This window comes from Brevundimonas lenta (genome assembly GCF_014196335.1).
In the GTDB taxonomy this organism is placed as follows: Bacteria; Pseudomonadota; Alphaproteobacteria; order Caulobacterales; family Caulobacteraceae; genus Brevundimonas; species Brevundimonas lenta.
Map to the genome: position 1 here is coordinate 597,315 of NZ_JACIDM010000003.1, position 25,445 is coordinate 622,759.

Sequence of the window (25,445 nt, forward strand, 5' to 3'; positions counted from 1 at the left end):
AGCCTATGCCATGCACCGCCGCCAACTGATCCTCTCTGGCCTCGCCGCCACCGCGGGCGCCTCGGGCCTGTCCGCCTGCGCGACCACCAACCAGCCGCACGACCCCAACTATCCGATCCGCTCGGACCAGACGGCGCCGGCCTACACCTCGGAAGAACTGATCGCCGCGGGTTCGCGCGAACTGGGCATTGCCGCGGAAGCCATCGGCGGCGCGATCGAGCGCGTCTTCGCCGATCAGGGCGGCGCCCCGACCGCCTACATCGCCGGTGAAGAGGGCGCCGGCGCGGCCGCCGTCGGCCTGCGCTACGGCCGCGGCGCGCTGCACATGAAGGATCTCAGCGCCTCGCAGGAAGTGTTCTGGCAGGGCGTCTCGATCGGTTGGGACGTCGGCGGCAACGCCAGCCGGGTCTTCACCCTGGTGTACGGCCTGTACCACCCGGACATGATCTACCGCCGCTACCCCGGCGTGGAGGGCACCGCCTATCTGGTCGCCGGTCTGGGCGTGAACTACCAGCAGGCCGACGGCATCGTGCTGGCCCCGATCCGCACCGGCGTGGGCCTGCGCGCCGGCGCCAACGTCGGCACCATGAGCTACAGCCGTCAGCGCAACGTTCTGCCGTTCTGATCGCCCCTGCGGGAGCGCTCAGCCGCCGACGCGGATGAGCGCTTCCAGCCCGTCCCGCCACGACGGGTACCTCGGCCGCCAGCCGAGCTCGGCCTTGGCGCGCGCGTTCGAGAGACGTTTGGAGTCGAGGTAGAAGCGGCGCATGGCGTCGCTGACGGAGGGGTCGTCGATGTCGACCTCGGGCGGTCGTGGAAGGCCCAGGTAACGGGCGGCGCCCTCGATGACCTCATCCGCCGGTGCGGGCTCGTCGTCGCAGAAGGTATAGGCGCCGCCGGGACGCGGCCGGGCGATCGAGGCGAAGATGCCGGCGACCGCGTCGTCCAGATGGATGCGGTTGAACACCTGCCCCGGCTTGCGGACGATCCGCGCCGAACCGTCGCGCAGACGGTCGACGGGCGAGCGGCCCGGGCCGTAGAGGGCGGGCATACGCAGCAGCTGGACCGTCAGGCCCATGCCTCGGCCGGCGTCCAGCCAGTCACGCTCGGCCCTGACGCGGCGCGCGCCCTCCAGGGAGGCGGCGTTCAGTTCGTCGTCCTCGAAGGCCCAGCCGCCGGCGCGGTCGCCGAACACGGCGGTCGAGGAGACATAGCCGATCCAGTCGGGCCAGGCGCCCGAGGCCGTGATGGCCGGAACCAGCGCCTTCAGGCCGGGGCAGCCCGTCGCCTCGGGCGGGGCGGTGATCAGCAGCGCCGTGGCGCCCGCCACGGCCTCGGCCAGGGCGGCGGCGTCATCGGGGTCGACGGCGCGAACGCCGTCCATTTCAAGCGCCCTGCGGGTCTCGGCCTGACGCGAGGTGGCGACGGCGGTTCCGCCGCGCCGGATGGCCTCCAGCGCCGCCGCGCGGCCCAGCCAGCCGCCGCCGAAGACCAGCAGCGAAACGGGCGGGGCGGCGTCGGTCATCGGGCCTCAGGCGGAACGGGCGTGGCTCTGTGCGCCGCCGGCGACAACCGTGACGCTTTCGTTCTTCAGCGCGTCGGCGCGCTTACCGTTCCAGCTGGAGACGCAGGGAATCTTCGTCAGATCGGCCCGGTCGGCGTAGCGGCGAGCGATCTCGGTGACGTCCTGCATAAGGCCCTCGGCGAGGGTGATCGGCTTCAGGCCCAGTTCCCTGAACTGGTCATTGGCGACGACGAGCTCGTTCTCGTCGGCCTCCTGGCGCGGGTTCGGGACGTTGTGGACCTCGGCGCCGGTCATGGTCGCGATCATGGCGGCCAGGTCGCGGACCCGGCGGCTCTCGGTCATCTGGTTGAGGATCTTGACCCGTTCGCCGGTCTTCGGCGGGTTCTTGAGCGCCAGCTCGACGCAGCGGACGGTGTCCTGGATATGGATGAAGGCCCGCGTCTGGCCGCCCGTGCCATGGACCGTCAGCGGATAGCCGACGGCCGCCTGCATCAGGAAGCGGTTCAGGACGGTGCCGTAGTCGCCGTCGTAGTCGAAGCGGTTGATCAGACGCTCGTCCTGACGCGTCTCTTCGGTCTGGGCGCCCCAGACGATGCCCTGGTGGAGGTCGGTGATCCGGACGCCGTCGTTCTTCGCATAGAACTGGAACAGCAGGGCGTCCTGGGTCTTGGTCATGTGGTAGATCGAGCCCGGGTTCGGCGGGAACAGAATCTCCTGCTCGGTGGGCCCGAAATCGGTGTCGACCGTGATCTTCAGATAGCCCTCGGGGATGCGCAGGCCGGCGGTGGTGTAGCCATAGACCCCCATGGTCCCCAGGTGCGCCAGGTGCACGTCCCGGCCGCTCTCGACGATGGCGGCGAGCAGGTGGTTGGTGGCGTTGAGGTTGTTGTCGACGGTGTAGAGCTTGTGGCGCGCGCTCTTCATCGAATAGGGCGCGGCGCGCTGCTCGGCGAAGTGGACGACGCTGTCGGGCTTCCAGTCGCGGATCAGGGCGACCAGGCGGTCGAACTCCTTGCCGACCGTCATGTTTACGAACTCGATGGTCTTGCCGGAGACCTCTTTCCACGCGGCGATACGCTCGCCCATGGTGCGGATCGGGGTCAGCGACTGGACTTCCAGCTCGTTGTCGATGTTGCGGCGGCTGAGGTTGTCGACCACCAGCACGTCCCAGCCGCGGGCCGAGAGATGCAGCGCCGTCGGCCAGCCGCAGAAGCCGTCGCCGCCCAATACCAGTACGCGCATTTCCACCCTCGTCATTCTTCCCTGCATCCTGCCTAGCGGATGCGCAGCACCGGTCAAAGCGCGGCCTTTGTCCCCCGGTTCCCTACCGCGGGCGGGCCTTCCACTCGTCGCGGGTCTGGCCCCAGGCGTCGACGGCGATGTGGTCGAACGGCGCGGGCATCTTCGTCGGCCCGCGGTTCCGCGATCCGATCCGCTCGGCCAGCTTTTGCGACGGGACGTTTTCCGGATCGATGCAGTGGATGATGTCGGTCCAGCCCAGCACGTCGAAGGCGTAGTCCATGGCCGCGGTCGCCGCCTCGACGCCGTAGCCCTTGCCCTGGGCGTCCGGATGCAGGCCCCAGCCGACCTCCGTGCCGGGCCAGCCGTGCGGTTGCCACGGGCCGATCCGTCCCAGCCACAGGCCGGTCTGGCGATCGACCACCGAGAACATCGAGACGCCGGTCAGGCTCCAGGCCCCGGCCATGGTCATGAAGCCGCGCCACGCCGTGGACTCCGCCTGGGCGCCGCCGAGGTATTTCGCGGCTTCGGCGTCGCCCATCATCCCGGCCCAGCGGGGGAAGTCCTCCAGCGCGATGGGGCGCAGGGTCAGGCGTTCGGTGTGCAGCACGGGGCCGGTCGTCAAAGCAGATACTCCCTCTCGAGCTGGTACTGGCTGCCCTCGTGGGCGAGCACGCTGGAATACAGGCCGAAGCGGTCGACCCGGATCGGCGGCGAATGCAGCAGGTTGTGACCCTTGATCCAGGCGCCGATGCGATCCTGGTTCGTCTGCGGCTTGAGGTAGGCGAGGGTCACGTGGGGGCGGTAGTCGCGGCGCTCGATCGTAATCCCCGCGCGTTCCGCCGCTGACCGACAGCGGCCGGCGAGGACATTCAGACGTTCGTTCGGCTCGATCCCGGCCCACAGCGTGTGGCTGCGATGCGAATCACCGAAGGCGCCGACGCCGGCGAGGGCGATCTCGAACGGCCCGCCGGCGCCCGCACGGCTCAGCTCGGCGGCGAGGTCGTCGGCGCGGCGCTCGTCGATCTCGCCGTAGAAGGCGAGGGTCACATGCAGTTGCTCGGCCGTGCGCCATTTCGCGCCGGGCAGGCCGCTCTGGCGACGCTTGAGCGTTTCGGCCACATCGTCGGGGACCGACAGGGCGGTGAAAAGCCGGATCATGCGACCGTTGGTAGCGGCTCCGGAGGCCCGGCCCAAGTCCGGTTTTCCTTGCGGAAGCCCGGCCAGAGACCGATATTTGCTCCAAAGGTCGGGAATCTCCCGGCCGAACGGAGGATCGACGTCGCCATGAGCGATTTCAGAAACGGATATTCCATCCCGCAGACGGTCGACATGTCGGTCGATGCGGGCCTGCGCAGCTTCATGTTGGGCGTCTACAACAAGGTGGCCATCGGCCTCGTGATCTCGGCCGCCCTGGCCTGGCTGACCGGGACCTATCCGCCGGTGCGCGACCTGATGTTCGCAACCCAGGTCTTCCCTGACGGCGTGACCCGCCTGACCGGCTTCACCCTGCTGGGCATGATCGTGGCCTTCGCGCCGCTGGTGGTGCTGCTGGGCTCCAACTTCGTGATGAAGAACCCGACCGCGGGCGGCGCCAGCGCGCTGTACTGGCTGGTCGTGGCGCTGATCGGCGCCTCGATGGGCACGGTGGTGCTGGTCTATACCGGCGCCTCGGTGGTGCAGACCTTCCTGATCACGGCCGCCGCCTTCGGCGGTCTGAGTCTGTTCGGCTACACGACCAAGAAGGATCTGACCGGCATCGGCAGCTTCCTGATCATCGCGGTGATCGGCCTGATCATCGCCATGGTGGTGAACATGTTCCTGCAAAACGCGATGATGCAGCTGATCATCAGCGTCGCCGGCGTGCTGATCTTCGCGGGCCTGACGGCCTACGACACCCAGCGCCTGAAGATGACCTACTACGCCCTGGGTGGTAACCAGAGCGCGATGGGCGTGGCCACCAGCTACGGTGCGCTGACGCTGTACATCAACTTCATCAACATGTTCCAATTCCTGCTGGCGCTGTTCGGCACCCGCCGCTGATCCCTTCCGGATCAGGCAGATAAGGAAAAGGCCCGGAGCGATCCGGGCCTTTTTTCTATTCGACGATGGAGAAGCGGCGGCTGTCGAAGACCCGCAGCACCTGGGCCAGTTCGCGCCCGCGCTTCAGGATCATGCCGCCCTCGCCCAGCACGGCCCACTGACCCTGCCGCAGGCGCAGGGCCGGGCGCTTCTCGATGCGATAGAGGGGCGCGTCGCCGTGGCGGCGGAAGACGGCGAACTCGGCCACGTCGCGATGCCCGATCATGGCGTAGTCGCGCCATTCGCCCGAGGCGACCATGCGGCCGTAGACCCTCAGGATCTGGTCCAGCTCGCGCCGGTCGAAGAAGACCGGTCCGGACTGAGGCTGCGCATCGGCGGCGTCGCTCATGGGAACAATCTATGCCGCTTCGCGTCCGGCGCCACCCCGGTCGTATCGAACGGCGTGTCATGAACGTCGCAATGCGAATAAATCGCACACGCCTAGAAATCGCCTCCGTTCGGCCCATCCGCCGCCCCCTTGGGAGGTGACACCGGACACATCGGCTCGTCGGAGTTCGGAGCGGTTCCGGATCCTGAACAGCCCCCCCAGCCCCCCTGGATCGTTCCATCAGGGCTTCGGCGGGCCGATGCTTCCTCCAAAGCGAGACGCCCGCTTCGCCCCCTCCCCCTCCCGGCCGAGCGGGCGTTTTGCTGTCCGGAACCCGGGTTCAGCGATCAGGGCAGGGTGATGCGGATCGTATCCCCGCCGCGGTCCACCGACAGACGACGCTCGCCGCTGCGCTCCAGCGCCCGGCCCAGGGCGCTCAGGCTGGACACATTGCTTCCATCGACCGAGCGGATCACGTCGCCCGCCTGAAGGCCGGCGGCGGCGGCCGGCGAGCCGCCCTCGACCGCGAACACCTGCAGACCGTCGGCGACGTCGCGCACGCCCGCGCCGCGGGCGATGATGGCTTCAGAACCGGAAATGACCGGACGGTCGGCGCGCGGCGCGACCAGCAGGGTCGTGCGGCCCTCGCGGCCGTCGCGCAGATAGACGACGTCCAGCTGGGTGCCGGGCTCGGCGATGCCGATGGTGGCCTGCACGGTGCCGGCGTTGGAGACCGGGCGGTTCTGGATGCGGGTGACCACGTCGCCGCGGCGCAGGCCGGCGGCCTCGGCGGGCGAGCCGGGGGCCACGTCCTCGACCACGGCGCCGCGGACGATGCCGAGACCGAGATCGCGCGAGCGCTCGGCGTTCAGCGAGCCGAGAATGGCGCCGGTGGTGCCGCGCTTGACCTCGCCGGTCGCGCGCAGCTGGCCGACGACGTACATCAGGATGCGGCTGGGCACGGCGAAGGCGATGCCGTCGTTGCCGCCGCCGCCGCCCGACAGGATGGAGGTGTTGATGCCGATCAGGCGTCCACGACTGTCCAGCAGCGGCCCGCCCGAGTTGCCCGAGTTCACGGCCGCGTCGGTCTGGATGTAGTCCTCGATCCGGTCGCCCATGCCCGAGCGCCCGAGGCCGGAGATGACGCCCATGGTCAGGGTCTGGTCGAGGCCGAGCGGATAGCCGACGGCGAAGGCCAGATCGCCGGTGCGCAGCGAGTCGGAGCTGACCACCTCGATCTGCGACAGGCCGGGCGCCTCGATCTTCAGCACGGCGAGGTCCGTCGCCTTGTCGGTGCCGACGAGGACGGCGTCGAAGATGCGGCCGTCGGTCAGGTCGACGGTGAATTTCCGCCCGCCTTCGACGACGTGGTTGTTGGTGACGATGATGCCTTCGGCGGCGTCGATGATGGCGCCGGATCCGCTGGCGACCGGCCGCGGTTCGTTGTCGCCTGAGCTGGGACCTTCGGACTGGCCGAGGGTGGTGACCTGGACCACGGCGGGCAGGGCCTGCTCCAGGCCGGTGGCGAAGGTGAAGACGCCGCGTTCGGCGTCATAGGGCAGCGGGCCGGACTGGGCGTTCGCCGGCGAGGCGATCAGCAGAGGCGCGGCCAGCGCGAGCGCAAGAACGGAAGCTCCGCCTGCCCGGATCATCGAACGCCGCATACCGTATCCCCTGTTCCAGCCGTGACCCTAGCGCGAGAATTGCGCCGTGACGACAGCCCCCGGACGGGCGTCATCAATCGTCATGGCCGCGCCGTGCCGCTTCAGGATGTTGCGCACGAAGGCCAGGCCCATGCCGTGGCTTTCGCGGCCCGCCGCGACGGCGGCGGCGACGGCGGCGGCGGGCGCGTCGAGGACCCGGGCGTCGAAGCCGGGGCCCTGATCCGCCACGGTCAGCCGGGGCCGTCCCTCGCCCGCCGAAACGGTCACCGTGACGACCCCGCCGTCCGGGGAGAACTTCACCGCGTTGTCGACGAGGTTGGCGGTCGCCCGCTGCAGCAGGGAGCGCACGCCCAGCACCGCGGCGGGTTCGGCCTCGACCCGGATGGACACGCCGCGCTCCTCCGCCAGGGCCTGGTAGAGCTCGGCGGCCTGGGCCGCCAGCACGTCCAGACGCACGCTTTCGAACGACCAGGCCTCGCCGTCGCGCAGCGCCATCGACTCGTTCATGGCGCGGATCAGCTCGTCCAGATCGGCGCGGACCTCGCTCACCAACGTGCGGGCCTCGGGCGTGTCGGCGCTCTCCTTCAACCGGTCGAGGCGGACCGAGGCGCGCGCCAGCGGAGTGCGGAAGTCGTGCGCCAGTTGGTCCGAGGAATCGCGCAGCCAGGCCAGCAGCTCCTCCAGTCGGTCGAGGGTCTGGTTCACATGCTCGGACAGTTCGGTCAGTTCGGGCGCGACCTCGGTCTCGGGCGCGCGCAGCGAGAAGTCGCCCACCGCCGCCCGGTCGAGGGCCAGGCTGACCTCCGCCACGGCGTTGGTCAGGCGGCGACGGCCGTAGGTGGCGGCCCCGATCCCGATCGCCATCAGCAGCACGCCGGCTCCGGCGACGGCGGCCACGGCCCAGCCCCAGGCGTCGCCCGAGCGGTCGACCACGCGGCCGACGATGATGTTCAGGGCCCCGACCGTGCGCTTGACCACCACGACCTCGACGGCGCGGTTCGGGCACAGGACGCCGCGCTCCAGCCGCATCACCTGAACCCCCTCGCCCAGCCGGGGCGCCGCCTCGCCGTGCAGGGTCTCCAGCTCCGCCAGGCCGGCCGGCTTGCCGACGGGCGCGCGGATGAAACGGACGCCGGCGCCGCCGCGGCCGGTGCGGCAGGTGTCCTCGAGGGTGCGGGCGTCGCCGTCGCGGGCCGGGCCGCTCTGGAAGGCGGTCAGCCAGTTGGACAGATAGGCGGCGTCGGCGGCGGTCACCGTGTCGCGCGAGAAGCTGGTTTCGGCGCCCAGCTTCTCGGCCATGGCTCCGTAGTCGTCGAGCGCGGCCAGGGCCGCCTGCTCGCGCTGGTCCATGCGGACCGCGGCGCCGATGACGACCACCGAGCCGGTCAGGGCGAGGGCCGACAGGATGGCGATCCCGGCCGCCAGCTGTGTGGTCGTCAACCGCCCCAGCCAGGCCCCCAGCCGCCGGAATGGGCCGGTCATCGCCGCCTCAGCCCGTCCAGGCCGACAGGTCGCGGAAGATCAGGCTCTGGCTGCGGGCGGAGACGATCAGGGGATGCAACCCCTCGCCCAGTTCCGGTGCCTGTTCCTTCAACCGGCGGCGCAGGGCGCTGATGCGGGCGTCGATGATGTTGACGAAATTGTCGGGCAGGAATTTCCACTCCACCCAGCAGCGGTCCCACAGCATGGTCTTGGTCACCGGCTGGCCGCGGGCGGTCATCAGCTCCGAGACGATGGCGAACTCCAGCGGCGACAGATCAATCAGGCGCGCCTGGCCTTCCAGCTCCAGTCTCAGGGTCCGGGCCCCGAACGACAGGCGGAAGGGTCCGTTGACCAGATCGGCGCCCGCCGGCCGCGCGCGGCGCGCCGCGCGACGCAACTGGGCCGCGATTCGGGCCAGCAGTTCCTCGTCGCCGACCGGCTTGGACAGATAGTCGTCGGCGCCGCCCAGCAGCCCCTCGACCTTCTGCCGCTCGGCGCCCAGGGCGGTGAGCATCAGTGCGGGCGCGTCCGAGCTGGGACCGGCCCCGGCGCGCAGGCGCTTGAGCATCTCAAGCCCGTCCAGACCGCGCGTATGACGGTCCAGGATCAGCATGTCGTAGGATCGGGCGACCGCCGCTCGAAGCGCGTCCTCGCCGGCGTCGAAGCGGTCGACGCGCTCGAAGCCGGCCTGCAACAGACGCCCGGATACGTGTTCGGACAGGGCGGGATCGTCTTCGAGAAGCAGGGCTACGCGCCCGGCGAACACATCCCTAAGTTGGGCGAATGGATCGACACCGACACCCGTCACTTCCCCACTCATGTACGCCTCCCGTCACAGGACGATACGGCGTTGAAGAGAAATAACAATAGTCCGCCACCGTCATCGCTACCTTAGCGTGTGAAAAAATCACTCTTTGCTGATTTTTCCTGACGCTGCGGGCAGCGAAACCCGGTCAGAAGGCGCTTTCGCCCGTGATGGCGCGCCCCAGAATCAACGCGTGGACGTCATGCGCGCCCTCGTAGGTGTTGACCGTCTCGAGGTTCATGGCGTGACGCATGACGTGCATCTCGCCGGTGATGCCCGCGCCGCCGTGCATGTCGCGCGCCTCGCGGGCGATGGCCAGGGCCTTGCCGCAGTTGTTGCGCTTCATCATCGAGATGGCTTCGGGCACCCAGGCGCCCTGATCCAGCAGGCGTCCGACCGCCAGCGCGCCCTCGAAGCCGAGGAAAATCTCGGTCTGCATGTCGGCCAGCTTCTTCTGCACCAGCTGGCGGGCGGCCAGCGGGCGGCCGAACAGCATGCGCTCGGCGACATAGCCGCGGGTCAGGTGGAAGCAGGCCTCGGCCGCGCCCATGGCGCCCCAGGAGATGCCGTAGCGCGCCTTGTTCAGGCACGAGAACGGCCCGCGCAGGCCCTTCACGCCCGGCAGCAGGTTCTCTTCCGGCACGAAGACGTCGTTCAGGCCGATGTCGCCGGTGATCGAGGCGCGCAGCGACAGCTTGTCGCCGATCTTGTCGGTGGTGAAGCCGTCGAAGCCGCGCTCGACGATGAAGCCGCGGATCTCGCCGTCCAGCTTGGCCCAGACGATGGCCAGGTCCGCGATCGGGGAGTTGGTGATCCAGTATTTGGCGCCGTTCAGGCGGTAGCCGCCGTCGACCTTCTCGGCCTTGGTCTTCATCGAGGCCGGGTCCGAGCCGCCGTCGGCCTCGGTCAGGCCGAAGCAGCCGACCAGCTCGCCCGCCGCCATGCGCGGCAGGAAGCGCATCTTCTGCTCCTCCGTGCCGAAGGCGTAGATCGGGTACATGGCCAGCGACGACTGCACCGACATGGCCGAGCGATAGCCGCTGTCGACCGCCTCGATCTCGCGCGCGATCAGGCCATAGGCCACGTGGCTGACGCCCGCGCCGCCGTACTGTTCCGGCAGGGTGGCGCCGAGGAAGCCCATCTCGCCCATCTCGGTCATGATGGCGCGGTCGAAGGTCTCGTCACGGAAGGCGGCGACGATGCGCGGCAGCAGCTTCTCCTGCGCATAGCCGCGGGCCGCCTCCCGGATCATGCGTTCTTCGTCGGTCAGACGCCCGTTCAGGTCCAGCGGGTCTTCCCAGCGGAAGGTCTTGTGCGGGGCGGAGGAGCCGTCGGCCATGGTGCGTTCCTGAGCTTTGCGGGGTTCAGGCGATCGTGAGCGGCAAGCGACGATCGACCCCCTGTTCTGACGCGCGGTTTAGGCCAGAATGCAGCCCGCGGGTAGAGGGAGAGCCCGCGTCGGGGTATGCAGGGGAATGATCCGGACGCTGAAACGCCTGTTCGCCGACCACCCGCGCGAGGTGAAGGAGAGCTATTTCCAGCACATGGCCCACTCGGCCGCCTTCGGTTTCAAGCTGGCGCGCCTGTCGGCGACGGCCTTCCTCCACGCCATGGTGCCGGGGATTCACAAGACCACCGTCTCGGACGAGATCAAATGCATGGCCCGCGACATGGGCGGCCGGGCGGAAGAAGCCCGCGAATGCCGCATGCGGGAAGCCGGCGTCTGGGATCCGGGACTGTGACCCCTTCCCTCTCTCCCTGCGGGAGAGGGTGGCGGCCGAAGGCTGACGGGTGAGGGGTCGCACGGCGACTGACGCCCGCAAGACCCCTCATCCGACCCGCTGCGCGGGCCACCTTCTCCCGCAAGGGGAGAAGGGTTACTCAAGCCTATGACCCAGCCCTCCGGCCCTCTCTCCGGCGTTCGCGTCCTCGATCTCAGCCGCGTGCTGGCGGGCCCGTGGGCGACCCAGCTGCTCGCCGACCTCGGGGCCGAGGTGATCAAGATCGAGCGGCCGGGCGTCGGCGACGACACGCGCCAGTGGGGCCCGCCGTTCACGACGAAGGCCGACGGCACAAAGGGCGACGCCGCCTATTTCATGTGCGCCAACCGGGGCAAGAAGTCCGTCGAACTGGACATCGCTTCGCCCGAGGGCGCCGCCGTAGTGCGCGAGCTGGCGAAGGGCTGCGACGTGGTGGTCGAGAACTTCAAGACCGGCGGGCTGAAGAAATACGGCCTCGACCACGCCTCGCTGGCGGCGGTGAATCCGAAGCTGGTCTATTGCTCCATCACCGGCTTCGGCCAGGACGGGCCGGACGCGCACCGGGCCGGCTACGACTACATGATCCAGGCCATGGGCGGGCTGATGTCGATCACCGGCCAGCCGGACGGCGCGGCCGGGGCCGAGCCGATGAAGGTCGGAGTGGCGGTCGTGGACCTGTTCACCGGCCTGTACGCGTCGAACGCCATCATGGCGGCCCTGCTGCACGCCCGGGCCACCGGCGAGGGTCAGGCCATCGACATCGGCCTGTTCGACGTCCAGGCGGCCATGCTGGCCAACCAGGCGACCAATTTCTTCGTCTCGGGCAAGGCGCCGACGCGGATGGGCAACGCCCACCCCAACCTGGCCCCCTACCAGCCGTTCCCGTGCAGCGACGGAATGGTGGTCATCGCGGTCGGCAACGACGGCCAGTTCCGGGCCCTGGCCGGGGCGCTGGGCGCGGGCGGACTGGGCGCCGATCCCCGCTTCCTGACCAACGCCCTGCGCATCGAACACCGCGCCGTGCTGACGGCCGAGCTGTCGGCCCTGACGGCGGGCCAGACCATGCACGGGCTGATGGCGGCGCTGGAGGCGGCCGGCGTGCCCTGCGGCCCGGTCAACACCATCGATCAGGTCTTCGACGAGCCGCAGGCGAAGCATCGCGGGCTGGAGGTCGAGCAGACGCGGAGCGACCTGTCCGCCCCGGTGCGCACCGTGGCCTCACCGATCCGCATGTCGAGGACGCCGGTGACCTACGACCTGCCGCCGCCGGCGCTGGGGGCCGATACGGATGAGGTGCTGGGCGGACTGAAGCGCTAGCGATCCCGTCGACGCTGCAGCAAGAGCCACCAGCCGATCATCAGGACGCCGGCAGCCCCCATCATCCAGTTGACCCAGCTCTCGTGGCCGAGACCGAACCGGACCCAGAAGGCTCCGCCGATCAGGACCAGCCCCCAGACCAAAGGCATGGGCTCGCGCATCTTCATCGCCTTGTCCGATCTAGGGTGGATTCAACAGCATTTCAGCGCCGATCAGAACGGCTGCTGAAGCGATGGCGAACAGGCCGGCGGCAATCAGAACCCCCTGCCACGGCGGCGAACGGAACCGGCGCGGCAGGCTGTTGCCCCAGAAACCTCCGGTCGCAAAGGCGGCGATGGCCATGACCGTACCGGCGGCACGCGTTCCTGTAGCCATAGGGTCGATGTCGTCACCGTCTTCAGTGGCGAACTCCCCCGCTCGGGCCCGGTCCAGCAAGGATCGCGCCTCATCGAGGTGCGAGGGCGCCCCGAGCAATCGAATGCCCAGGGCCCTCTGCATCAGGGGATCGATGGTGGTCTGGTGCCGCTCTGTCACCGACACGGGGATGCCGTGCGACTCGAGAAAGGCGGCCGCGAGGTCAGCCTCATAGACATCGGTGAAGCGGGCGATCTCGACCAGACTCATTGACCAAGCCTAGCACGCGCATTGCTTACGGCTACGCTTTCGCCGCCGACCGTCGCGGTCCTACCAAAGATGCTCCCACGACGAAGTGGGCTGCGGATGGCCCTGTCCGGAGATGGCGATCAGGATTCCGATGGCGACAGCGGCGAGGATGGCGAGGGGCCAGGCCTTGCGGGTGGGCGCGGCTAATGCAGGGGTGGAATCCGCGATCCGGTCCGCGCCTCCACGCAACTGTTCGAGCAACACCCGCGCGGCGGCGGCCTGATCGTCCGGCACCGACAGGCTGACGCCGCCCAGCGCCATCAGCACGAGGGGGTTGGCCTTCACATGCTCGGCTCCGCCCAGCACCGGCTCGTAGCCGTCGGCGCGCAGGCGGGATGCGGCGATCTCGGCCTCATAGACGTCGGCGAAACGGGCGATCTCGATCATGGTCATCACCCTCAGGTAGTGACGATAATCCTGCAGAACAGCCCGACCGGGTTCAGCAGCTTCCCTGCGCCCGGCCTGGCGGTACGGCGACGCCAATTGAAAACGGCGGACGCCCGAGGACGCCCGCCGCTTTTCGTTCGATCTGAAACCCGCGCCTACAGATCCAGCAGCGCGCGCGCCGGGTCTTCCAGCAGTTCCTTGACGCGGACGAGGAAGGTCACCGCTTCCTTGCCGTCGACGATGCGGTGATCGTAGCTGAGGGCCAGGTACATCATCGGACGGATCAGAACCTCGCCGTTCACGGCCATCGGGCGCTGCACGATGTTGTGCATGCCGAGGATGCCCGACTGCGGCGCGTTCAGGATCGGCGTCGACATCAGCGAGCCGTAGGTGCCGCCGTTGGTGATGGTGAAGGTGCCGCCCTGCAGCTGGTCCAGGGTCAGGTCGCCGTCGCGGGCGGCCTTGCCCAGCGCCGCGATGCCCTTTTCGATGCCCGCCAGCGTCAGCTGGTCGGCGTCACGCAGGACCGGGACGACCAGGCCCTTGTCGGTGCCGACGGCGACGCCGATGTCGTAGTGGTTCTTGTAGATGATGTCCGTGCCGTCGATCTCGGCGTTGACCGCCGGGATCTCGTGCAGGGCCTGAACGATCGCCTTGGTGAAGAAGGACATGAAGCCCAGCTTCACGCCGTGGCGCTTCTCGAACACTTCCTTGTACTGCGCGCGCAGGGCCATGACGTTGGTCATGTCCACCTCGTTGAAGGTGGTCAGCTGGGCGGCGGTGTTCTGCGATTCCTTCAGGCGGCGGGCGATGGTCTGACGCAGGCGCGTCATCTTCACCCGCTCCTCGCGCGGCTGGTCGGCGCGCGGGGCGGCCGGGGCGGCGGCCGGAGCCGGAGCAGCGGCGGGTGCAGCGTTGATGGCGGCCAGGGCGTCGCCCTTGGTGATGTTGCCCTTCGGACCGGTGGCGGCGATGGCCTTCGGGTCGAGGTTGTTCTCGGTCACCACGCGCTGGACGGCGGGCGACAGGTGCGGGGCGTCAGCCGCGACCTGAGCCGAGCCGGCGTTGGCCGGTGCAGCGGCGGCAGGGGCCGGAGCGGCCGCTGCGGCAGCGCCGGAAGCGGCGATCGAACCGATCTGCTGGCCCGGGGTCACGGACGCGCCCGCGTCGGCCAGGATGGTCAGCACGCCGGCGGCCGGGGCCGACACCTCGACGGCGACCTTGTCGGTCTCGATCTCGACCAGCAGTTCGTCCTTGGCGACGGTGTCGCCCGACTTCTTCAGCCAGGTCCCCATCGAGCCCTCGGCGACGCTTTCGCCCATGGTCGGGACGCTGATGGCGACCGCGCCGCCCGAAGCGGCCGGAGCGGCGGCGGCGGGTGCGGCGGCCGGGGCCGGGGCGGCTTCAGCCTTCGGAGCAGCGGCGACCGGGGCGGCCGCGGCGGAAGCGCCTTCCGAGACCACGCCCAGAACGGCGCCCGGGGTCACGGTCTCGCCATCGGCGGCCTTGATCTCGGCCAGCACGCCGTCGGCGGGCGAGACGACTTCCAGCGAGACCTTGTCGGTCTCCAGCTCGACCAGGACCTCGTCCTTCTTCACCGGGTCGCCGGCCTTCTTCGTCCACTTGCCGATGGTGGCTTCGGTGACGGATTCGCCGAGGGCGGGGGTCAGGATGTCGGCCATGGGAGGGTCCGGGTCTGTGGGGTCAGCAGGTTATAGATACGCCTGTCAGGCGAATGCGTCGGTCAGGAAGGCGTCGAGTTCTTTCAGGTGCCGGCTCATCAGGCCCGCGGCGGTCGAGGCCGAGGCCGGACGACCGACATAGCGGGCGCGCTTGGCCTTCACGTTCAGCTTCTCGAGCGTCAGCTCAAGCCACGGATCGACGAAGGTCCAGCCGCCCATGTTCTTGGGCTCTTCCTGACACCACACCAGTTCGGCGTTCGGGAAGCGGGCCAGTTCGGTCAGCAGCGACTTCATCGGCCACGGATAGAACTGCTCCAGGCGCATCAGATAGACGTCGTCGACCTGGTCGCGCTCGCGGCGTTCCAGCAGGTCGTAATAGACCTTGCCCGAGCACAGCACGACGCGGCGGATTTCCTTGTCGCCCTTGATCTTGATGCCCGCCACGTCCGGACGCGTCTGGGCGTCGTCGTGCAGCACGCGGTGGAAAGACGAGCCCTCGGCCATGTCGGCCAGGGTCGAGACCGCCTTCTTGTGACGCAGCAGCGACTTCGGCGTCATGATGATCAGCGGCTTGCGGAACGGCCGCTGCATCTGGCGACGCAGGATGTGGAAATAGTTCGCCGGGGTGGTGCAATTGGCGACCTGGATGTTGTCCTCGGCGCACTGCTGCAGGAAGCGCTCGAGGCGCGCCGACGAGTGCTCCGGCCCCTGCCCTTCGTAGCCGTGCGGCAGCAGCATGGTCAGGCCGCACATGCGCAGCCATTTGCGCTCGCCCGAGCTGATGAACTGGTCGATGACGACCTGGGCGCCGTTCACGAAGTCGCCGAACTGGGCTTCCCACATGACGAGGGTGTTCGGGTCGGTCAGGGCGTAGCCGTATTCGAAGCCCAGCACCGCCTCTTCCGACAGGGCCGAGTCGATGACCTCGAAATGGGCCTGCTTTTCCGAAAGGTTGTTGAGCGGCACGTAGCGCTTCTCGGTCGTCTGATCGACGATGCCCGAGTGGCGCTGCGAGAAGGTGCCGCGCACCGAGTCCTGACCCGACAGGCGGACCGGGAAGCCCTCTTCCAGCAGCGAGCCGAAGGCGAGGCTTTCGGCCGTGGCCCAGTCGATGTTCTGGCCGGTCGCGATCATCTCCCGACGGCCTTCGTAGACGCGCTTCAGCGTCTTGTGGACGTCGACGGCGTTCGGAATGGTCGTCAGGCGGTGGCCCAGATCGGTCAGCTTCGCCGTCGGAACGGCGGTCTCGCCGCGGCGCTCGTCGCCCTCGGGCAGACCGATGCCCTGCCACTGGCCGTCCAGCCAGTCGGCCTTCTTGGCCTCGAACGTCTTGCCGGCGTCGAACTCGGCGTCGAGGAACGCCTCGAAGCGGGCGACCTCGGCGTCGACCTCGGCCTGGCTGAGCACGCCTTCGCGGACCAGACGGTCGGAGTAGATCTCGCGCGTCGACGGCTGGGCGCGGATCTTCGAATACATCAGCGGCTGGGTGAAGGTCGGATCGTCGCCTTCGTTGTGGCCGAAGCGGCGGTAGCAGAACATGTCCACCACCACGTCCTTGTGGAATTTCTGCCGGTACTCGGTGGCCACCTTGGCGGCGAATACGACCGCTTCCGGATCGTCGCCGTTGACGTGGAAGATCGGCGCCTGGACCATCAGGGCGACGTCCGACGGATAGGGCGACGAACGGCTGTTCCGGGGCGAGGTGGTGAAGCCGATCTGGTTGTTGACCACGAAGTGCAGGGTACCGCCGGTGCGGTAGCCCTTCAGGCCCATCAGGGCGAAGCATTCGGCCACCACGCCCTGGCCGGCGAAGGCCGCGTCGCCATGGATCAGCAGCGGAACGACGCGCGAGCGGTCCAGCGCCCAGGTCTCTTCCGGCTGGCCGGCGTTGGCCTCACGGATGTCGAACGCCTGTTTGGCGCGCGCCTTGCCGAGCACGACCGGGTTGACGATCTCGAGGTGCGACGGGTTGGCGGTCAGCGACAGGTGGACGGTGTTGCCGTCGAACGCGCGGTCCGACGAGGCGCCCATGTGATACTTGACGTCGCCCGAACCCTCGATGTCCGAAGGCACGGTCGAACCGCCCTGGAACTCGTGGAAGATGGCGCGATAGGGCTTGCCCATCACCGCCGCGAGCGTGTTGAGGCGGCCGCGGTGGGCCATGCCCAGCACGATCTCGTCGACGCCCAGCTGGCCGCCGCGCTTGATCACCTGCTCCAGCGCCGGGACCATGGCCTCGCCGCCGTCCAGACCGAAGCGCTTGGTGCCGGGGAAGCGTTTGTGCAGGAAGCGTTCGAAGCCCTCGGCCTCGATCAGCTTGTTCAGGATCGCCAGCTTGCCTTCCTTGGAGAAGGCGTTCTGCTCGAACTTGTCCGGCCCCTCGAAGCGCTGCTGGAGCCAGGATTTCTCCTCCGGCTCGGCGATGTGCATGAACTGGATGCCGATGTGGCCGCAGTAGGTGCGCTTCAGGATGGCCAGCACCTCGCGGATGCTGCCGGTCTGCAGGCCCAGCACCCCGTCGAGGAAGATCGGGCGGTCGAGGTCGGCCTCGGTGAAGCCGTAGAACTCGGGCGTCAGCTCGGGATTGTGGGTCGGCTGCTCGATGCCCAGCGGGTCCAGCGTCGCCTGCAGATGGCCGCGGACGCGGTAGCTGCGGATCAGCATCAGGGCGCGGATCGAATCGTGGGCGGCGGCGCGGATCTCCTCGGACGAGGCGGTCGCGGCGGGCGCAGCCTTCGCAGGCGCGGCGGCGGCAGGGGCGGCCTTCTTCGTATCAACCTTGGGCGCGGGCCAGCGGCCGTCGAACACGGCGGCGGCTTCGGTCGGCTCGCTGGTGACCGGACGGCCCCAGGCGCCGGCGCCGGCCGAGGCCTTCACCGTCGCGGCGTTGTCGCGCAACTGGTCGAAGAAGGCGCGCCATTCGGCGGACACAGAGGCCGGATCGGAGGCCCATTTCTCGTGCAGGTCTTCGATGAAGGCGGCATTGGAGCCGTACAGGAAGCTGGTCTCGGCAAAGACCTGGTTCAGCCGTCCGGCGTCGTCAGCCATCGTCTCGTCACGTCCCTTGGGTTCGCGCGCGCACGTCTGCACGGAGGCGAACGGCGCTCATATAGGCGCTGTTTCCTTATGGGTCATGACCGAATAGCGGCGCTGGGGTCGAAATTCGGCGGAATTACACGAAATTTGACCGGATCATGCCACAGTAGTGGGACATCGACAGGCCCCACCAGGGCCCTCTCCCGCCGGGAGAGGGCTTGAGCGCACGAGAGCGAAGCGATTGTCCTTGCGCGAAAGGTGAGGGTCGACAGCGCGCATCCTGCGTAGGCCGCACCTTCGCGGCGGCTCACGCCGACTGACGTATCCGACCCTCATCCGACCGGGCTCCGCCCGGCCACCTTCTCCCATCGGGAGAAGGGCCAGGAGAGCTTCAGCCCTTCAGGACCTCGACCAGGGTCGAGCCCAGGCGCGCCGGCGACGGCGACACGCGGATGCCCGCGGCCTCCATGGCGGCGATCTTGGATTCCGCGTCGCCCTTGCCGCCCGAGACCACGGCGCCTGCGTGGCCCATGGTGCGGCCCTTGGGAGCGGTGCGGCCCGCGATGAAGCCGGCCATCGGCTTCTTGCGGCCCTTCTTCGCCTCGTCGATCAGGAACTGGGCGGCGTCTTCTTCCGCGCCGCCGCCGATTTCGCCGATCATGATGATCGAGGTCGTTTCCGGATCGGCCAGGAACAGCTCCAGCACGTCGATGAACTCGGTGCCCTTGACCGGGTCGCCGCCGATGCCGACGGCCGTCGTCTGGCCGAGGCCTTCGTTGGTGGTCTGGAACACCGCTTCATAGGTCAGGGTGCCCGAGCGCGAGACGATGCCGACGTTGCCCTTCTTGAAGATCGAGCCCGGCATGATGCCGATCTTGCACTCTTCCGGGGTCAGGATGCCGGGGCAGTTCGGGCCCAGCAGGCGCGACTTCGACTTCTCGAGGCGAGCCTTAACGCGCACCATGTCGAGCACCGGGATGCCCTCGGTGATGCAGGTGATGAAGGGGATCTCGGCCTCGATGGCCTCGATGATGGCGTCCGCGGCGCCTGCCGGCGGCACGTAGATGACCGAGGCGTCGGCACCGGTGGCGTCCTTCGCTTCAGCGACCGAGGCGAAGATCGGCAGGGTCTCTTCTTCCGACCCGTGCCACAGCTCGCCGCCCTTCTTGGGGTGCACGCCGCCGACCATCTTCGTTCCGTAGTAACGAAGCGCCTGCTCGGTGTGGAACGTCCCGGTCTTGCCGGTCAGGCCCTGGACGATGACCTTGGTGTCTTTGTTGACGAGAATGGACATGGCTTAGCCTTGAATGGGGTCTGTCAGCAGGGCGGTGGCGGCTATCAGCCGACCGCCGCGACGATCTTCTGGGCGGCGTCGTCGAGGTCGTCGGCCGCGGTGATGGCCAGGCCGGACTCGTTCAGGATCTTCTTGCCGAGGTCGACATTGGTGCCTTCCAGGCGGACGACCAGCGGCACCTTCAGGCCCACTTCCTTCACCGCCGCGACCACGCCCTCGGCGATAACGTCGCAGCGCATGATGCCGCCGAAGATGTTGACCAGGATGCCGCGGACGTTCGGGTCCGAGGTGATGATCTTGAAGGCCGCGGTGACCTTTTCCTTCGAAGCGCCGCCGCCGACGTCGAGGAAGTTGGCCGGCTCCTTGCCGTACAACTTGATGATGTCCATCGTCGCCATGGCGAGGCCGGCGCCGTTGACCATGCAGCCGATGTCGCCGTCGAGAGCGACGTAGGCGAGGTCATACTTGGAGGCCTCGATTTCCTTGGGGTCCTCCTCGGTCTCGTCGCGCAGGGCGAGGACGTCCGGGTGGCGGAACAGGGCGTTGCCGTCGAAGCTGACCTTGGCGTCCAGCACGCGCAGGCGGCCGTTCTCCATGACGATCAGCGGGTTGATCTCCAGCATCGACATGTCCTTCTCGACGAAGGCGCGATACAGGGTCGGGAACAGGGTCTCGCCGTCCTGGGCGGCCGCGCCGTCCAGTTTCAGCGCCGTATTGATCTCGGCGATGTTGGCGTCGGTCACGCCGGCGACCGGGTCGATGTCGATGGTGACGATCTTCTCGGGCGTGTCATGGGCGACGGCCTCGATGTCCATGCCGCCTTCGGTCGAGACGACGAACGAGAGCCGGCCGGTGCCGCGGTCGACCAGCAGCGAGCAGTAGAGCTCGCGGGCGATGTCGGCGCCGTCCTCGATGTACAGGCGATTGACCTGCTTGCCGGCGTCGCCGGTCTGCGCGGTCACCAGGGTGTTCCCCAGCATTTCCTTGGCGTTCTTGACCACGTCCTCGATCGAGAAGGCCAGGCGCACGCCGCCCTTGGCGTCGGCGGGCAGTTCCTTGAACTTGCCCTTGCCGCGGCCGCCCGCGTGGATTTGCGACTTCACGACGTACAGCGGACCCGGCAGCGCTTTCGCGGCCGCCTCGGCCTCATCGGCGCTGGTGATGGCTACGCCGGCGGCGACCGGCGCGCCGAAACCCTTCAGGACCTGCTTGGCCTGATATTCGTGAATGTTCATGGAAGCCGCCGAACCGCTAGGGAGGAGTTGCGGCGCCTTATAGGACCCGCGCGTTCGCAGGCGCAACCGGGGAAGGAACTTCGATCCGCCGGTTTCCCGGCGCGTCATGACGTTCTGCCGCCATGACGGGTCGAAATCACCCTCCCCGACTGCCCGAAATCACTCCGAACCGATCGGGGCGGCCTGACGTCAATCGACCCAGTCGTGCTTCAGGGTGCGGGACGCGCCGATCAGCAGGACCGCCGCCAGGAGGTAGAAGCCCATGCCGGTGTAGATCGCCCAGCGCAGGCTTTCCTCGCCGAAGTGGGGGGCGAGCAGGTCGCTCATCCAGCCGAAATAGTAGAAGCCGACGGCGAGGCCGAGCAGGTTGTTGAACAGCAGGAACAGGGCCGAGGCGGTCGAACGCATCGGCGCCGGAGCGAGGTGCTGCACGGCCGCCGTGACCGGCCCCAGCCAGGCCAGGTTCAGGCCGGTCGGGATCAGGAAGATCAGGAAGGCCAGGGTCAGCTGCTGCGTCTGGCTGCCGCCGCCCGGCAGGACCAGGCCGATCAGCCAGGGCGAATTCATCGCCAGCAGGAACGTCGGCGCGGAAATCAGGAAGGCGATCGCCGGGGTCAGCGGATAGGCGCCCTTGCCCTTCTTCGACAGCTTGTCGGCGATCATGCCGCCGCCCCAGATGCCCAGCAGGCCGCCGATCAGGGCGATGCCGGAATAGTACCAGCTGGTCTGGGCCAGGGTCAGGTTGAAGCTGCGCATGAAGAACAGCGGCAGCCAGCCGGCGACGCCGTAGCCGCACACCGACGACGAGGCGGCGCCCAGGGCCAGCAGCCAGAAGCTGCGCTTGCGGAAGACCACCGAGGCGGTCCGTCGCGCGATCATCAGCGAGACGCCGATGACGGAGGCCAGCAAGCCGCCGAAGGCGAAGACCAGCGGATTGCCGAGCGTCAGGCCGCCGAACTGGATCAGGGCGGCCAGACCCAGGGCGCCGGCGCCGATCCCGAGCATGACGAGGGAGGCGTTGCGGCCGATGGTTCCGGAACCGACCACCGGAGCGGCGGCGATGGCGGCCAGCTGTTCCGCCGTCTTGACCACGTCGGTCCCGCCCCGCTTCGGATCGCGGACCGTCAGACGCAGCAGCGGCGCGACCAGCAGGCCCAGCAGACCCACGGTGATGAAGGCCGTCTGCCACCCGTAGGCCGCGGCCAGCAGGCCGCCGACCAGGGTGCCGGCGGCGGTGCCCAGCGGAATGCCGAAGGCGAAGGCGGCCAGGGCGCGGGCGCGCTGCTGGGGCGGGAAATAGTCGGCGATCAGGGAATAGGCCGGGGCCACGCCGCCCGCCTCGCCGATCCCGACGCCCATGCGGCACAGGAACAGCTGACCGAACGATCCGGCCATGCCGCACAGGGCGGTGAAGCCCGACCAGACGGCCAGGGCGCCGGTCATGATCCAGACGCGGCTGAAGCGGTCGGCCAGCCAGGCCAGGGGAATGGCGAGGGTCGAATAGACCGAGGCGAAAGCGATGCCGCCCAGCAGGCCGAACTGGCTGTCCGGCATGTTGAAATGCGCCTTCAGCGGCGCCGCCAGGATGCCGATGATCTGCCGGTCCAGGAAGTTCAGCATGTAGACGAGAATCAGGACCGCCAGGACGTAGTAGCGATATCCCGGGCGAACAGGTTTTTCCCCGGGGACCGGAGCGTCCGTGGCCGTCGTCATGGCGTTTCCCTCGACTTTTTTGGAACCGTAACGGCGCTGGATCGAAGCGCCAGAAGAAAAAGGGCGGCGGCTCGTGAGAACCGCCGCCCAGGGCTCAGAAGCGTTCAGGCTTCAGGAGATCAGTAGCGATAGGTCAGCTGCAGCTGGTAGGTGCGCGGCGGACCGTAGAAGGCCGAGATCGAGTTGTTGAAGGTGGCGCCGGCGAAGTTGTAGCCGCCGACCTTGTAGACCTCGTCGGTCAGGTTGCGGCCGTACAGGCCGATCTCGTAGTGGCCGGTGCTGTCCGTCCAGGTCGTCGACAGGTCGACGAGGGCGTAGGCGTCCTGGTCGAGCACCGGATCCGGGGCGTCGAACAGGTGGTAGGCCGAGCGGTACGACAGGGCCGGAACGATCGTCAGACGACCACCGGCGAAGTCGCCGTGCCAGTTCAGGCTCATGAAGCTGGTCAGCGACGGCGAGTTCTGCGGCTCGCGGGTGTTCGAGATGTCGACCGGCGCCCCGCTGATCAGGGTGAAGAACTCGTCGAACTCGTTGTTCAGGTGGCCGACCGCCCAGCTGGCGCTGAGGTTGTCGGTGAAGCGGATCGTGGTTTCGAATTCGAAGCCGTAGATGGTGGCCGAGCCGGCGTTGTCGACGACCGAGGCGATGCCCGTAGCCGGCGGCGTGGCCACCTGCTGGGTCGTGATCTGCATGTCCTGGTAGTCGGCGTAGAAGGCGGACGCGGCGAACCAGATGCGGCCGTCGGCGACCGAGCCCTTCAGGCCCAGCTCATAGTTGGTGACCGTCTCGGGCTGATAGCCGTCGACCGTCTGCGGAACCAGGAAGGCGTCGCCGCGCATGTCCCAGCCGCCCGACTTGAAGCCCTGGCTGATCGAGGCGTAGCCGGTGACTTCGTCGCTGAAGTCATACGAAACGCTGACGCGCGGCGTGAACTTCTCGAAGGTGTCGTTGGCCGTGTAGTTGGTGCGCGTCTGCAGGATCGGACGCACCGTGCCGCCTTGGAGCGGCGAACGGGTGGCGCCCAGGTAGAAGGCGCGGAACACCTCGGCGTCCTTCTCGTCCGAGGTCCAGCGGCCGCCGATCGAGGCGTGCAGGCGGTCCGAGAAATCGTAGGTGAAGTCGGCGTAGGCCGAGATCGACTTGGTCTCCACCTTGCCGGCGGCGGCGATGACGACACCGAGGCCGCCCGCGATGGTGTCGAAGGCGCCCTTCGAGCTGCCGTCCAGGTAGAACAAGCCGGCGACGCCGGACCAGTTCTCGCCGGTGAACAGGCCCTGCAGTTCGGTCGTGAACTGGTGATCGCCATAGTAGGCGGGCACGTCCAGCGACGGCAGCGGGGTCTGGTCGAAGTCGATGACGGTGTCGGTGTAGCCCTCACGGTAGGCGGTGATGGACTTGATCGTCAGCATGTCGTTGACGCGGTATTCGCCGGTCACCGAGACGCCCGAGGTGTCGACGTCCTGCTCGCCCGTCAGGCCGGCGTAGGTGTCGTAAACGTCGTCCGGCGGGGTGAAGCCGCCGACGGTCGAGTTGACCTCGCGGTGGCCGTGACGCGGCGCCGATTCATCGTCGACGCGGTCGTAGGCGATGCGCAGCGAGAAGTCGTCGGTCGGGGTCCACTCCGTGCTGAAACGGTAGGCGTTGACCTCCTTGTTGTAGTGCTCCTCGCCCGTGGTGCGGTTACGGCCGTAGCCGTCATGGCGGTAGGTGGCCACAGTGCCGCCGACGCTTAGGGTTTCGGTGACCGGCACGGTCGCCGAAACGAGGAAGTTGTGCTCGTTGTACGAACCGACGGTGGCGCGGGCCATGAAGTCGAGGTCATGACCGAGCGGCTGGGTCACGTATTTGATCGCGCCGCCGATGGTGTTGCGGCCGTACAGGGTGCCTTGGGGCCCGCGCAGCACTTCGATGCGGTTGACGTCGAAGATGTCCAGCACCGCGCCCTGTGGGCGGGCGATGTAGACGTCGTCGACGTACAGGCCGACGCCGGGCTCGAAGCCCCACAGCGGATCCTGCTGGCCGACGCCGCGGATGAAGGAGATCAGGGTCGAGTTCGAACCGCGGGCGATCTGAACCGTCGCGTTCGGGGTCTGCTGCTGCAGGGCGGTGATGTCCTGGGCGCCGGTTTGCTCCAGGCGCTCTGCGGTCAGCACCGAGACGGCCACCGGCACGTCCTTCAGCGTTTCCTCGCGGCGACGCGCGGAGACGACGATGTCATCGATCGCCGAGGCCTCATCCTGCGGCGCGACGTCCTGCGCCATGGCGATGGTGGACATTGCGCTCCAGGCGGCGCCTGCGAGCAAAGCGGTTTTGACGAGTCTATTCATTGCAGCCCCAATTCCCGATGTTTCCGACAGAGACGCTTTTATTCAGCGTTCAATGATTTTCCCGGACGGTAATCGTTTTCCGGGCGCTGTCAAACAGCGCAGCTTCCGCAGCGGTAGCCGTGACCCAACCTGTGGCGCCGTTGCACTGCCGGGGTCATGCGGCCTAGCCTTGCATCCATGAGCAATCCCCCCGCCCCCGTTCCCGAAGCCGAAGCGAAGCCCGCTCGCCGCGGACGGCCGCCGAAAGCCCGCGCCGCGGGCACGGCCGACACCCGCGAAACCATCCTCGACGCCTCCGAGGATCTGTTCTCGAAACACGGCTTCTACGGCGTCACCATTCGCGAAGTGGCGCGCGAGGCGGGCGTCGATACGGCGCTGGTCCATTACTATTTCGGGGCCAAGCGCGGCCTGTTCGACGCCGTCTTCCTGCGCCGGGCCGAGGTCTGGAACAACGAACGGGTCGACGCCATCAACCGCTACGCCCGCGATCCCGGCCCCGACGGCATGACCCTGGAGGGCCTGTTCGAGGCCTTCCTGCGGCCGCCGTTCCAGTGGTCGATGAAGGGCGGACCGGGCTGGAAGCACTATGCGGCCCTGGTGGCCCAGACCAACGCCAACCCGACCTTCGGCGGTGAGACCATGGCCCGCTATTTCGACCCCGCCATCCGTCGCCTGATCGAGCTGATCAAACAGATCATGCCCGAGGCCGAGGAGGTCGATCTGTACTGGGCCTATCACAACCTGTCGGGCGCCCTGACGCTGACCCTGGGCGAGACGGGGCGGCTGGACCGTCTGTCCGGCGGCCTGTGCCGGTCCGGCGATCTGGAGAGCGCGTGCGACTACATGGTGCGGTTCGCCGCCGCCGGTTTCCGCGCGGTCTGCAAGCCGGGCGGCGGGCGCTGATCC

Annotated in this window: 23 protein-coding genes; 5 read left to right on the top strand and 18 right to left on the bottom strand. The window is 68.3% G+C overall.

Annotation, left to right across the window (positions count from 1 at the left end; all coding sequences use genetic code 11):
- Positions 1-10 precede the first annotated feature (10 nt).
- The gene (locus GGR12_RS16020; RefSeq protein WP_183205682.1) at positions 11-625 is read left to right on the top strand and encodes an EipA family protein; all 615 of its coding nucleotides are present in this window, start codon (positions 11-13) and stop codon (positions 623-625) included.
- Between the two features lie 18 nt (positions 626-643).
- On the opposite strand, the gene GGR12_RS16025 is transcribed toward GGR12_RS16020, so the two are convergent.
- The 4 genes from GGR12_RS16025 to thpR form a co-directional block, all read right to left on the bottom strand.
- Positions 644-1,525, bottom strand: coding sequence for a Rossmann-fold NAD(P)-binding domain-containing protein (locus GGR12_RS16025; protein ID WP_183205684.1), 882 nt, complete (start codon positions 1,523-1,525; stop codon positions 644-646).
- A 6-nt stretch (positions 1,526-1,531) separates the two neighbouring features.
- Complete coding sequence (locus tag GGR12_RS16030; RefSeq protein ID WP_183205686.1) at positions 1,532-2,767, bottom strand: NAD-dependent epimerase/dehydratase family protein; 1,236 nt, start codon at positions 2,765-2,767, stop codon at positions 1,532-1,534.
- A gap of 82 nt (positions 2,768-2,849) precedes the next feature.
- Positions 2,850-3,389, bottom strand: a complete 540-nt coding sequence (locus GGR12_RS16035; RefSeq protein WP_183205689.1) for a GNAT family N-acetyltransferase — start codon at positions 3,387-3,389, stop codon at positions 2,850-2,852.
- The gene (thpR, locus tag GGR12_RS16040) at positions 3,386-3,925 is read right to left on the bottom strand and encodes an RNA 2',3'-cyclic phosphodiesterase (protein ID WP_183205691.1); all 540 of its coding nucleotides are present in this window, start codon (positions 3,923-3,925) and stop codon (positions 3,386-3,388) included. Before thpR ends, GGR12_RS16035 begins: the two co-directional genes overlap by 4 nt.
- 126 nt (positions 3,926-4,051) lie before the next feature.
- On the opposite strand from thpR, the gene GGR12_RS16045 reads away from it, so the two are divergent.
- Complete coding sequence (locus tag GGR12_RS16045) at positions 4,052-4,807, top strand: Bax inhibitor-1/YccA family protein (protein WP_183205693.1); 756 nt, start codon at positions 4,052-4,054, stop codon at positions 4,805-4,807.
- 55 nt (positions 4,808-4,862) lie between these two features.
- On the opposite strand, the gene GGR12_RS16050 is transcribed toward GGR12_RS16045, so the two are convergent.
- The 5 genes from GGR12_RS16050 to GGR12_RS16070 all read right to left on the bottom strand — a co-directional run bounded on the left by GGR12_RS16050 (position 4,863) and on the right by GGR12_RS16070 (position 10,464).
- Positions 4,863-5,195: a DUF2794 domain-containing protein gene (locus tag GGR12_RS16050; protein ID WP_183205695.1), complete on the bottom strand. Its 333-nt coding sequence runs from the start codon at positions 5,193-5,195 to the stop codon at positions 4,863-4,865.
- A gap of 326 nt (positions 5,196-5,521) precedes the next feature.
- Positions 5,522-6,838, bottom strand: coding sequence for a trypsin-like peptidase domain-containing protein (locus GGR12_RS16055; RefSeq protein WP_246328957.1), 1,317 nt, complete (start codon positions 6,836-6,838; stop codon positions 5,522-5,524).
- Between the two features lie 27 nt (positions 6,839-6,865).
- Positions 6,866-8,320, bottom strand: a complete 1,455-nt coding sequence (locus GGR12_RS16060) for a sensor histidine kinase (RefSeq protein WP_183205697.1) — start codon at positions 8,318-8,320, stop codon at positions 6,866-6,868.
- Between the two features lie 7 nt (positions 8,321-8,327).
- Positions 8,328-9,140, bottom strand: a complete 813-nt coding sequence (locus tag GGR12_RS16065; RefSeq protein ID WP_183205699.1) for a response regulator transcription factor — start codon at positions 9,138-9,140, stop codon at positions 8,328-8,330.
- Between the two features lie 133 nt (positions 9,141-9,273).
- On the bottom strand, positions 9,274-10,464 hold the full coding sequence (locus tag GGR12_RS16070) for an acyl-CoA dehydrogenase (protein ID WP_183205701.1): 1,191 nt from the start codon (positions 10,462-10,464) through the stop codon (positions 9,274-9,276).
- 136 nt (positions 10,465-10,600) lie between these two features.
- On the opposite strand from GGR12_RS16070, the gene GGR12_RS16075 reads away from it, so the two are divergent.
- Complete coding sequence (locus tag GGR12_RS16075; RefSeq protein ID WP_183205703.1) at positions 10,601-10,867, top strand: DUF6356 family protein; 267 nt, start codon at positions 10,601-10,603, stop codon at positions 10,865-10,867.
- A 147-nt stretch (positions 10,868-11,014) separates the two neighbouring features.
- Positions 11,015-12,202, top strand: coding sequence for a CaiB/BaiF CoA transferase family protein (locus GGR12_RS16080; protein WP_183205705.1), 1,188 nt, complete (start codon positions 11,015-11,017; stop codon positions 12,200-12,202).
- Here GGR12_RS16080 and GGR12_RS16085 read toward each other — a convergent pair.
- The 9 genes from GGR12_RS16085 to GGR12_RS16125 form a co-directional block, all read right to left on the bottom strand.
- Positions 12,199-12,369 carry a hypothetical protein gene (locus GGR12_RS16085; RefSeq protein ID WP_183205707.1) on the bottom strand — a complete coding sequence of 57 codons (171 nt, stop codon included), beginning with the start codon at positions 12,367-12,369 and terminating at the stop codon, positions 12,199-12,201. The two genes, GGR12_RS16080 and GGR12_RS16085, sit on opposite strands and share 4 nt — an antisense overlap.
- 13 nt (positions 12,370-12,382) lie before the next feature.
- Positions 12,383-12,826 (bottom strand): putative signal transducing protein, encoded by a 444-nt coding sequence (locus GGR12_RS16090; protein WP_183205709.1) that lies wholly within the window; start codon positions 12,824-12,826, stop codon positions 12,383-12,385.
- 60 nt (positions 12,827-12,886) lie between these two features.
- Positions 12,887-13,258: a hypothetical protein gene (locus GGR12_RS16095; protein WP_183205711.1), complete on the bottom strand. Its 372-nt coding sequence runs from the start codon at positions 13,256-13,258 to the stop codon at positions 12,887-12,889.
- A gap of 149 nt (positions 13,259-13,407) precedes the next feature.
- Positions 13,408-14,934: a 2-oxoglutarate dehydrogenase complex dihydrolipoyllysine-residue succinyltransferase gene (gene odhB / locus GGR12_RS16100; RefSeq protein WP_183205713.1), complete on the bottom strand. Its 1,527-nt coding sequence runs from the start codon at positions 14,932-14,934 to the stop codon at positions 13,408-13,410.
- Positions 14,935-14,979: 45 nt separating this feature from the next.
- A complete protein-coding gene (locus GGR12_RS16105) occupies positions 14,980-17,982 on the bottom strand; it encodes a 2-oxoglutarate dehydrogenase E1 component (RefSeq protein ID WP_183205715.1) in 3,003 nt (1,000 codons plus the stop codon).
- A gap of 379 nt (positions 17,983-18,361) precedes the next feature.
- Positions 18,362-19,264 carry a succinate--CoA ligase subunit alpha gene (gene sucD / locus GGR12_RS16110; protein ID WP_183205718.1) on the bottom strand — a complete coding sequence of 301 codons (903 nt, stop codon included), beginning with the start codon at positions 19,262-19,264 and terminating at the stop codon, positions 18,362-18,364.
- Positions 19,265-19,308: 44 nt separating this feature from the next.
- Positions 19,309-20,499, bottom strand: a complete 1,191-nt coding sequence (gene sucC, locus GGR12_RS16115; protein ID WP_183205719.1) for an ADP-forming succinate--CoA ligase subunit beta — start codon at positions 20,497-20,499, stop codon at positions 19,309-19,311.
- 189 nt (positions 20,500-20,688) lie between these two features.
- On the bottom strand, positions 20,689-22,212 hold the full coding sequence (locus GGR12_RS16120) for a spinster family MFS transporter (protein WP_183205721.1): 1,524 nt from the start codon (positions 22,210-22,212) through the stop codon (positions 20,689-20,691).
- Positions 22,213-22,331: 119 nt separating this feature from the next.
- Positions 22,332-24,539, bottom strand: a complete 2,208-nt coding sequence (locus GGR12_RS16125) for a TonB-dependent receptor (protein WP_183205723.1) — start codon at positions 24,537-24,539, stop codon at positions 22,332-22,334.
- Positions 24,540-24,716: 177 nt separating this feature from the next.
- Between GGR12_RS16125 and GGR12_RS16130 the strand changes: the two genes are divergently transcribed.
- Entirely contained in the window at positions 24,717-25,442 is a 726-nt protein-coding gene (locus tag GGR12_RS16130) for a TetR/AcrR family transcriptional regulator (protein ID WP_183205725.1), read from the top strand.
- The last annotated feature ends 3 nt before the right edge of the window (positions 25,443-25,445 follow it).

What these genes read in the sequence shown, in the direction of transcription:
- GGR12_RS16020 (WP_183205682.1), top strand. Translation starts at nt 11, where the DNA reads ATGCACCGCCGCCAACTGATCCTCTCTGGCCTCGCCGCCACCGCGGGC.
- GGR12_RS16025 (WP_183205684.1), bottom strand. Translation starts at nt 1,525, where the DNA reads ATGACCGACGCCGCCCCGCCCGTTTCGCTGCTGGTCTTCGGCGGCGGC.
- GGR12_RS16030 (WP_183205686.1), bottom strand. Translation starts at nt 2,767, where the DNA reads ATGCGCGTACTGGTATTGGGCGGCGACGGCTTCTGCGGCTGGCCGACG.
- thpR (WP_183205691.1), bottom strand. Translation starts at nt 3,925, where the DNA reads ATGATCCGGCTTTTCACCGCCCTGTCGGTCCCCGACGATGTGGCCGAA.
- GGR12_RS16045 (WP_183205693.1), top strand. Translation starts at nt 4,052, where the DNA reads ATGAGCGATTTCAGAAACGGATATTCCATCCCGCAGACGGTCGACATG.
- GGR12_RS16050 (WP_183205695.1), bottom strand. Translation starts at nt 5,195, where the DNA reads ATGAGCGACGCCGCCGATGCGCAGCCTCAGTCCGGACCGGTCTTCTTC.
- GGR12_RS16055 (WP_246328957.1), bottom strand. Translation starts at nt 6,838, where the DNA reads ATGCGGCGTTCGATGATCCGGGCAGGCGGAGCTTCCGTTCTTGCGCTC.
- GGR12_RS16060 (WP_183205697.1), bottom strand. Translation starts at nt 8,320, where the DNA reads ATGACCGGCCCATTCCGGCGGCTGGGGGCCTGGCTGGGGCGGTTGACG.
- GGR12_RS16065 (WP_183205699.1), bottom strand. Translation starts at nt 9,140, where the DNA reads ATGAGTGGGGAAGTGACGGGTGTCGGTGTCGATCCATTCGCCCAACTT.
- GGR12_RS16070 (WP_183205701.1), bottom strand. Translation starts at nt 10,464, where the DNA reads ATGGCCGACGGCTCCTCCGCCCCGCACAAGACCTTCCGCTGGGAAGAC.
- GGR12_RS16075 (WP_183205703.1), top strand. Translation starts at nt 10,601, where the DNA reads ATGATCCGGACGCTGAAACGCCTGTTCGCCGACCACCCGCGCGAGGTG.
- GGR12_RS16080 (WP_183205705.1), top strand. Translation starts at nt 11,015, where the DNA reads ATGACCCAGCCCTCCGGCCCTCTCTCCGGCGTTCGCGTCCTCGATCTC.
- GGR12_RS16085 (WP_183205707.1), bottom strand. Translation starts at nt 12,369, where the DNA reads ATGAAGATGCGCGAGCCCATGCCTTTGGTCTGGGGGCTGGTCCTGATC.
- GGR12_RS16090 (WP_183205709.1), bottom strand. Translation starts at nt 12,826, where the DNA reads ATGAGTCTGGTCGAGATCGCCCGCTTCACCGATGTCTATGAGGCTGAC.
- GGR12_RS16095 (WP_183205711.1), bottom strand. Translation starts at nt 13,258, where the DNA reads ATGACCATGATCGAGATCGCCCGTTTCGCCGACGTCTATGAGGCCGAG.
- odhB (WP_183205713.1), bottom strand. Translation starts at nt 14,934, where the DNA reads ATGGCCGACATCCTGACCCCCGCCCTCGGCGAATCCGTCACCGAAGCC.
- GGR12_RS16105 (WP_183205715.1), bottom strand. Translation starts at nt 17,982, where the DNA reads ATGGCTGACGACGCCGGACGGCTGAACCAGGTCTTTGCCGAGACCAGC.
- sucD (WP_183205718.1), bottom strand. Translation starts at nt 19,264, where the DNA reads ATGTCCATTCTCGTCAACAAAGACACCAAGGTCATCGTCCAGGGCCTG.
- sucC (WP_183205719.1), bottom strand. Translation starts at nt 20,499, where the DNA reads ATGAACATTCACGAATATCAGGCCAAGCAGGTCCTGAAGGGTTTCGGC.
- GGR12_RS16120 (WP_183205721.1), bottom strand. Translation starts at nt 22,212, where the DNA reads ATGACGACGGCCACGGACGCTCCGGTCCCCGGGGAAAAACCTGTTCGC.
- GGR12_RS16125 (WP_183205723.1), bottom strand. Translation starts at nt 24,539, where the DNA reads ATGAATAGACTCGTCAAAACCGCTTTGCTCGCAGGCGCCGCCTGGAGC.
- GGR12_RS16130 (WP_183205725.1), top strand. Translation starts at nt 24,717, where the DNA reads ATGAGCAATCCCCCCGCCCCCGTTCCCGAAGCCGAAGCGAAGCCCGCT.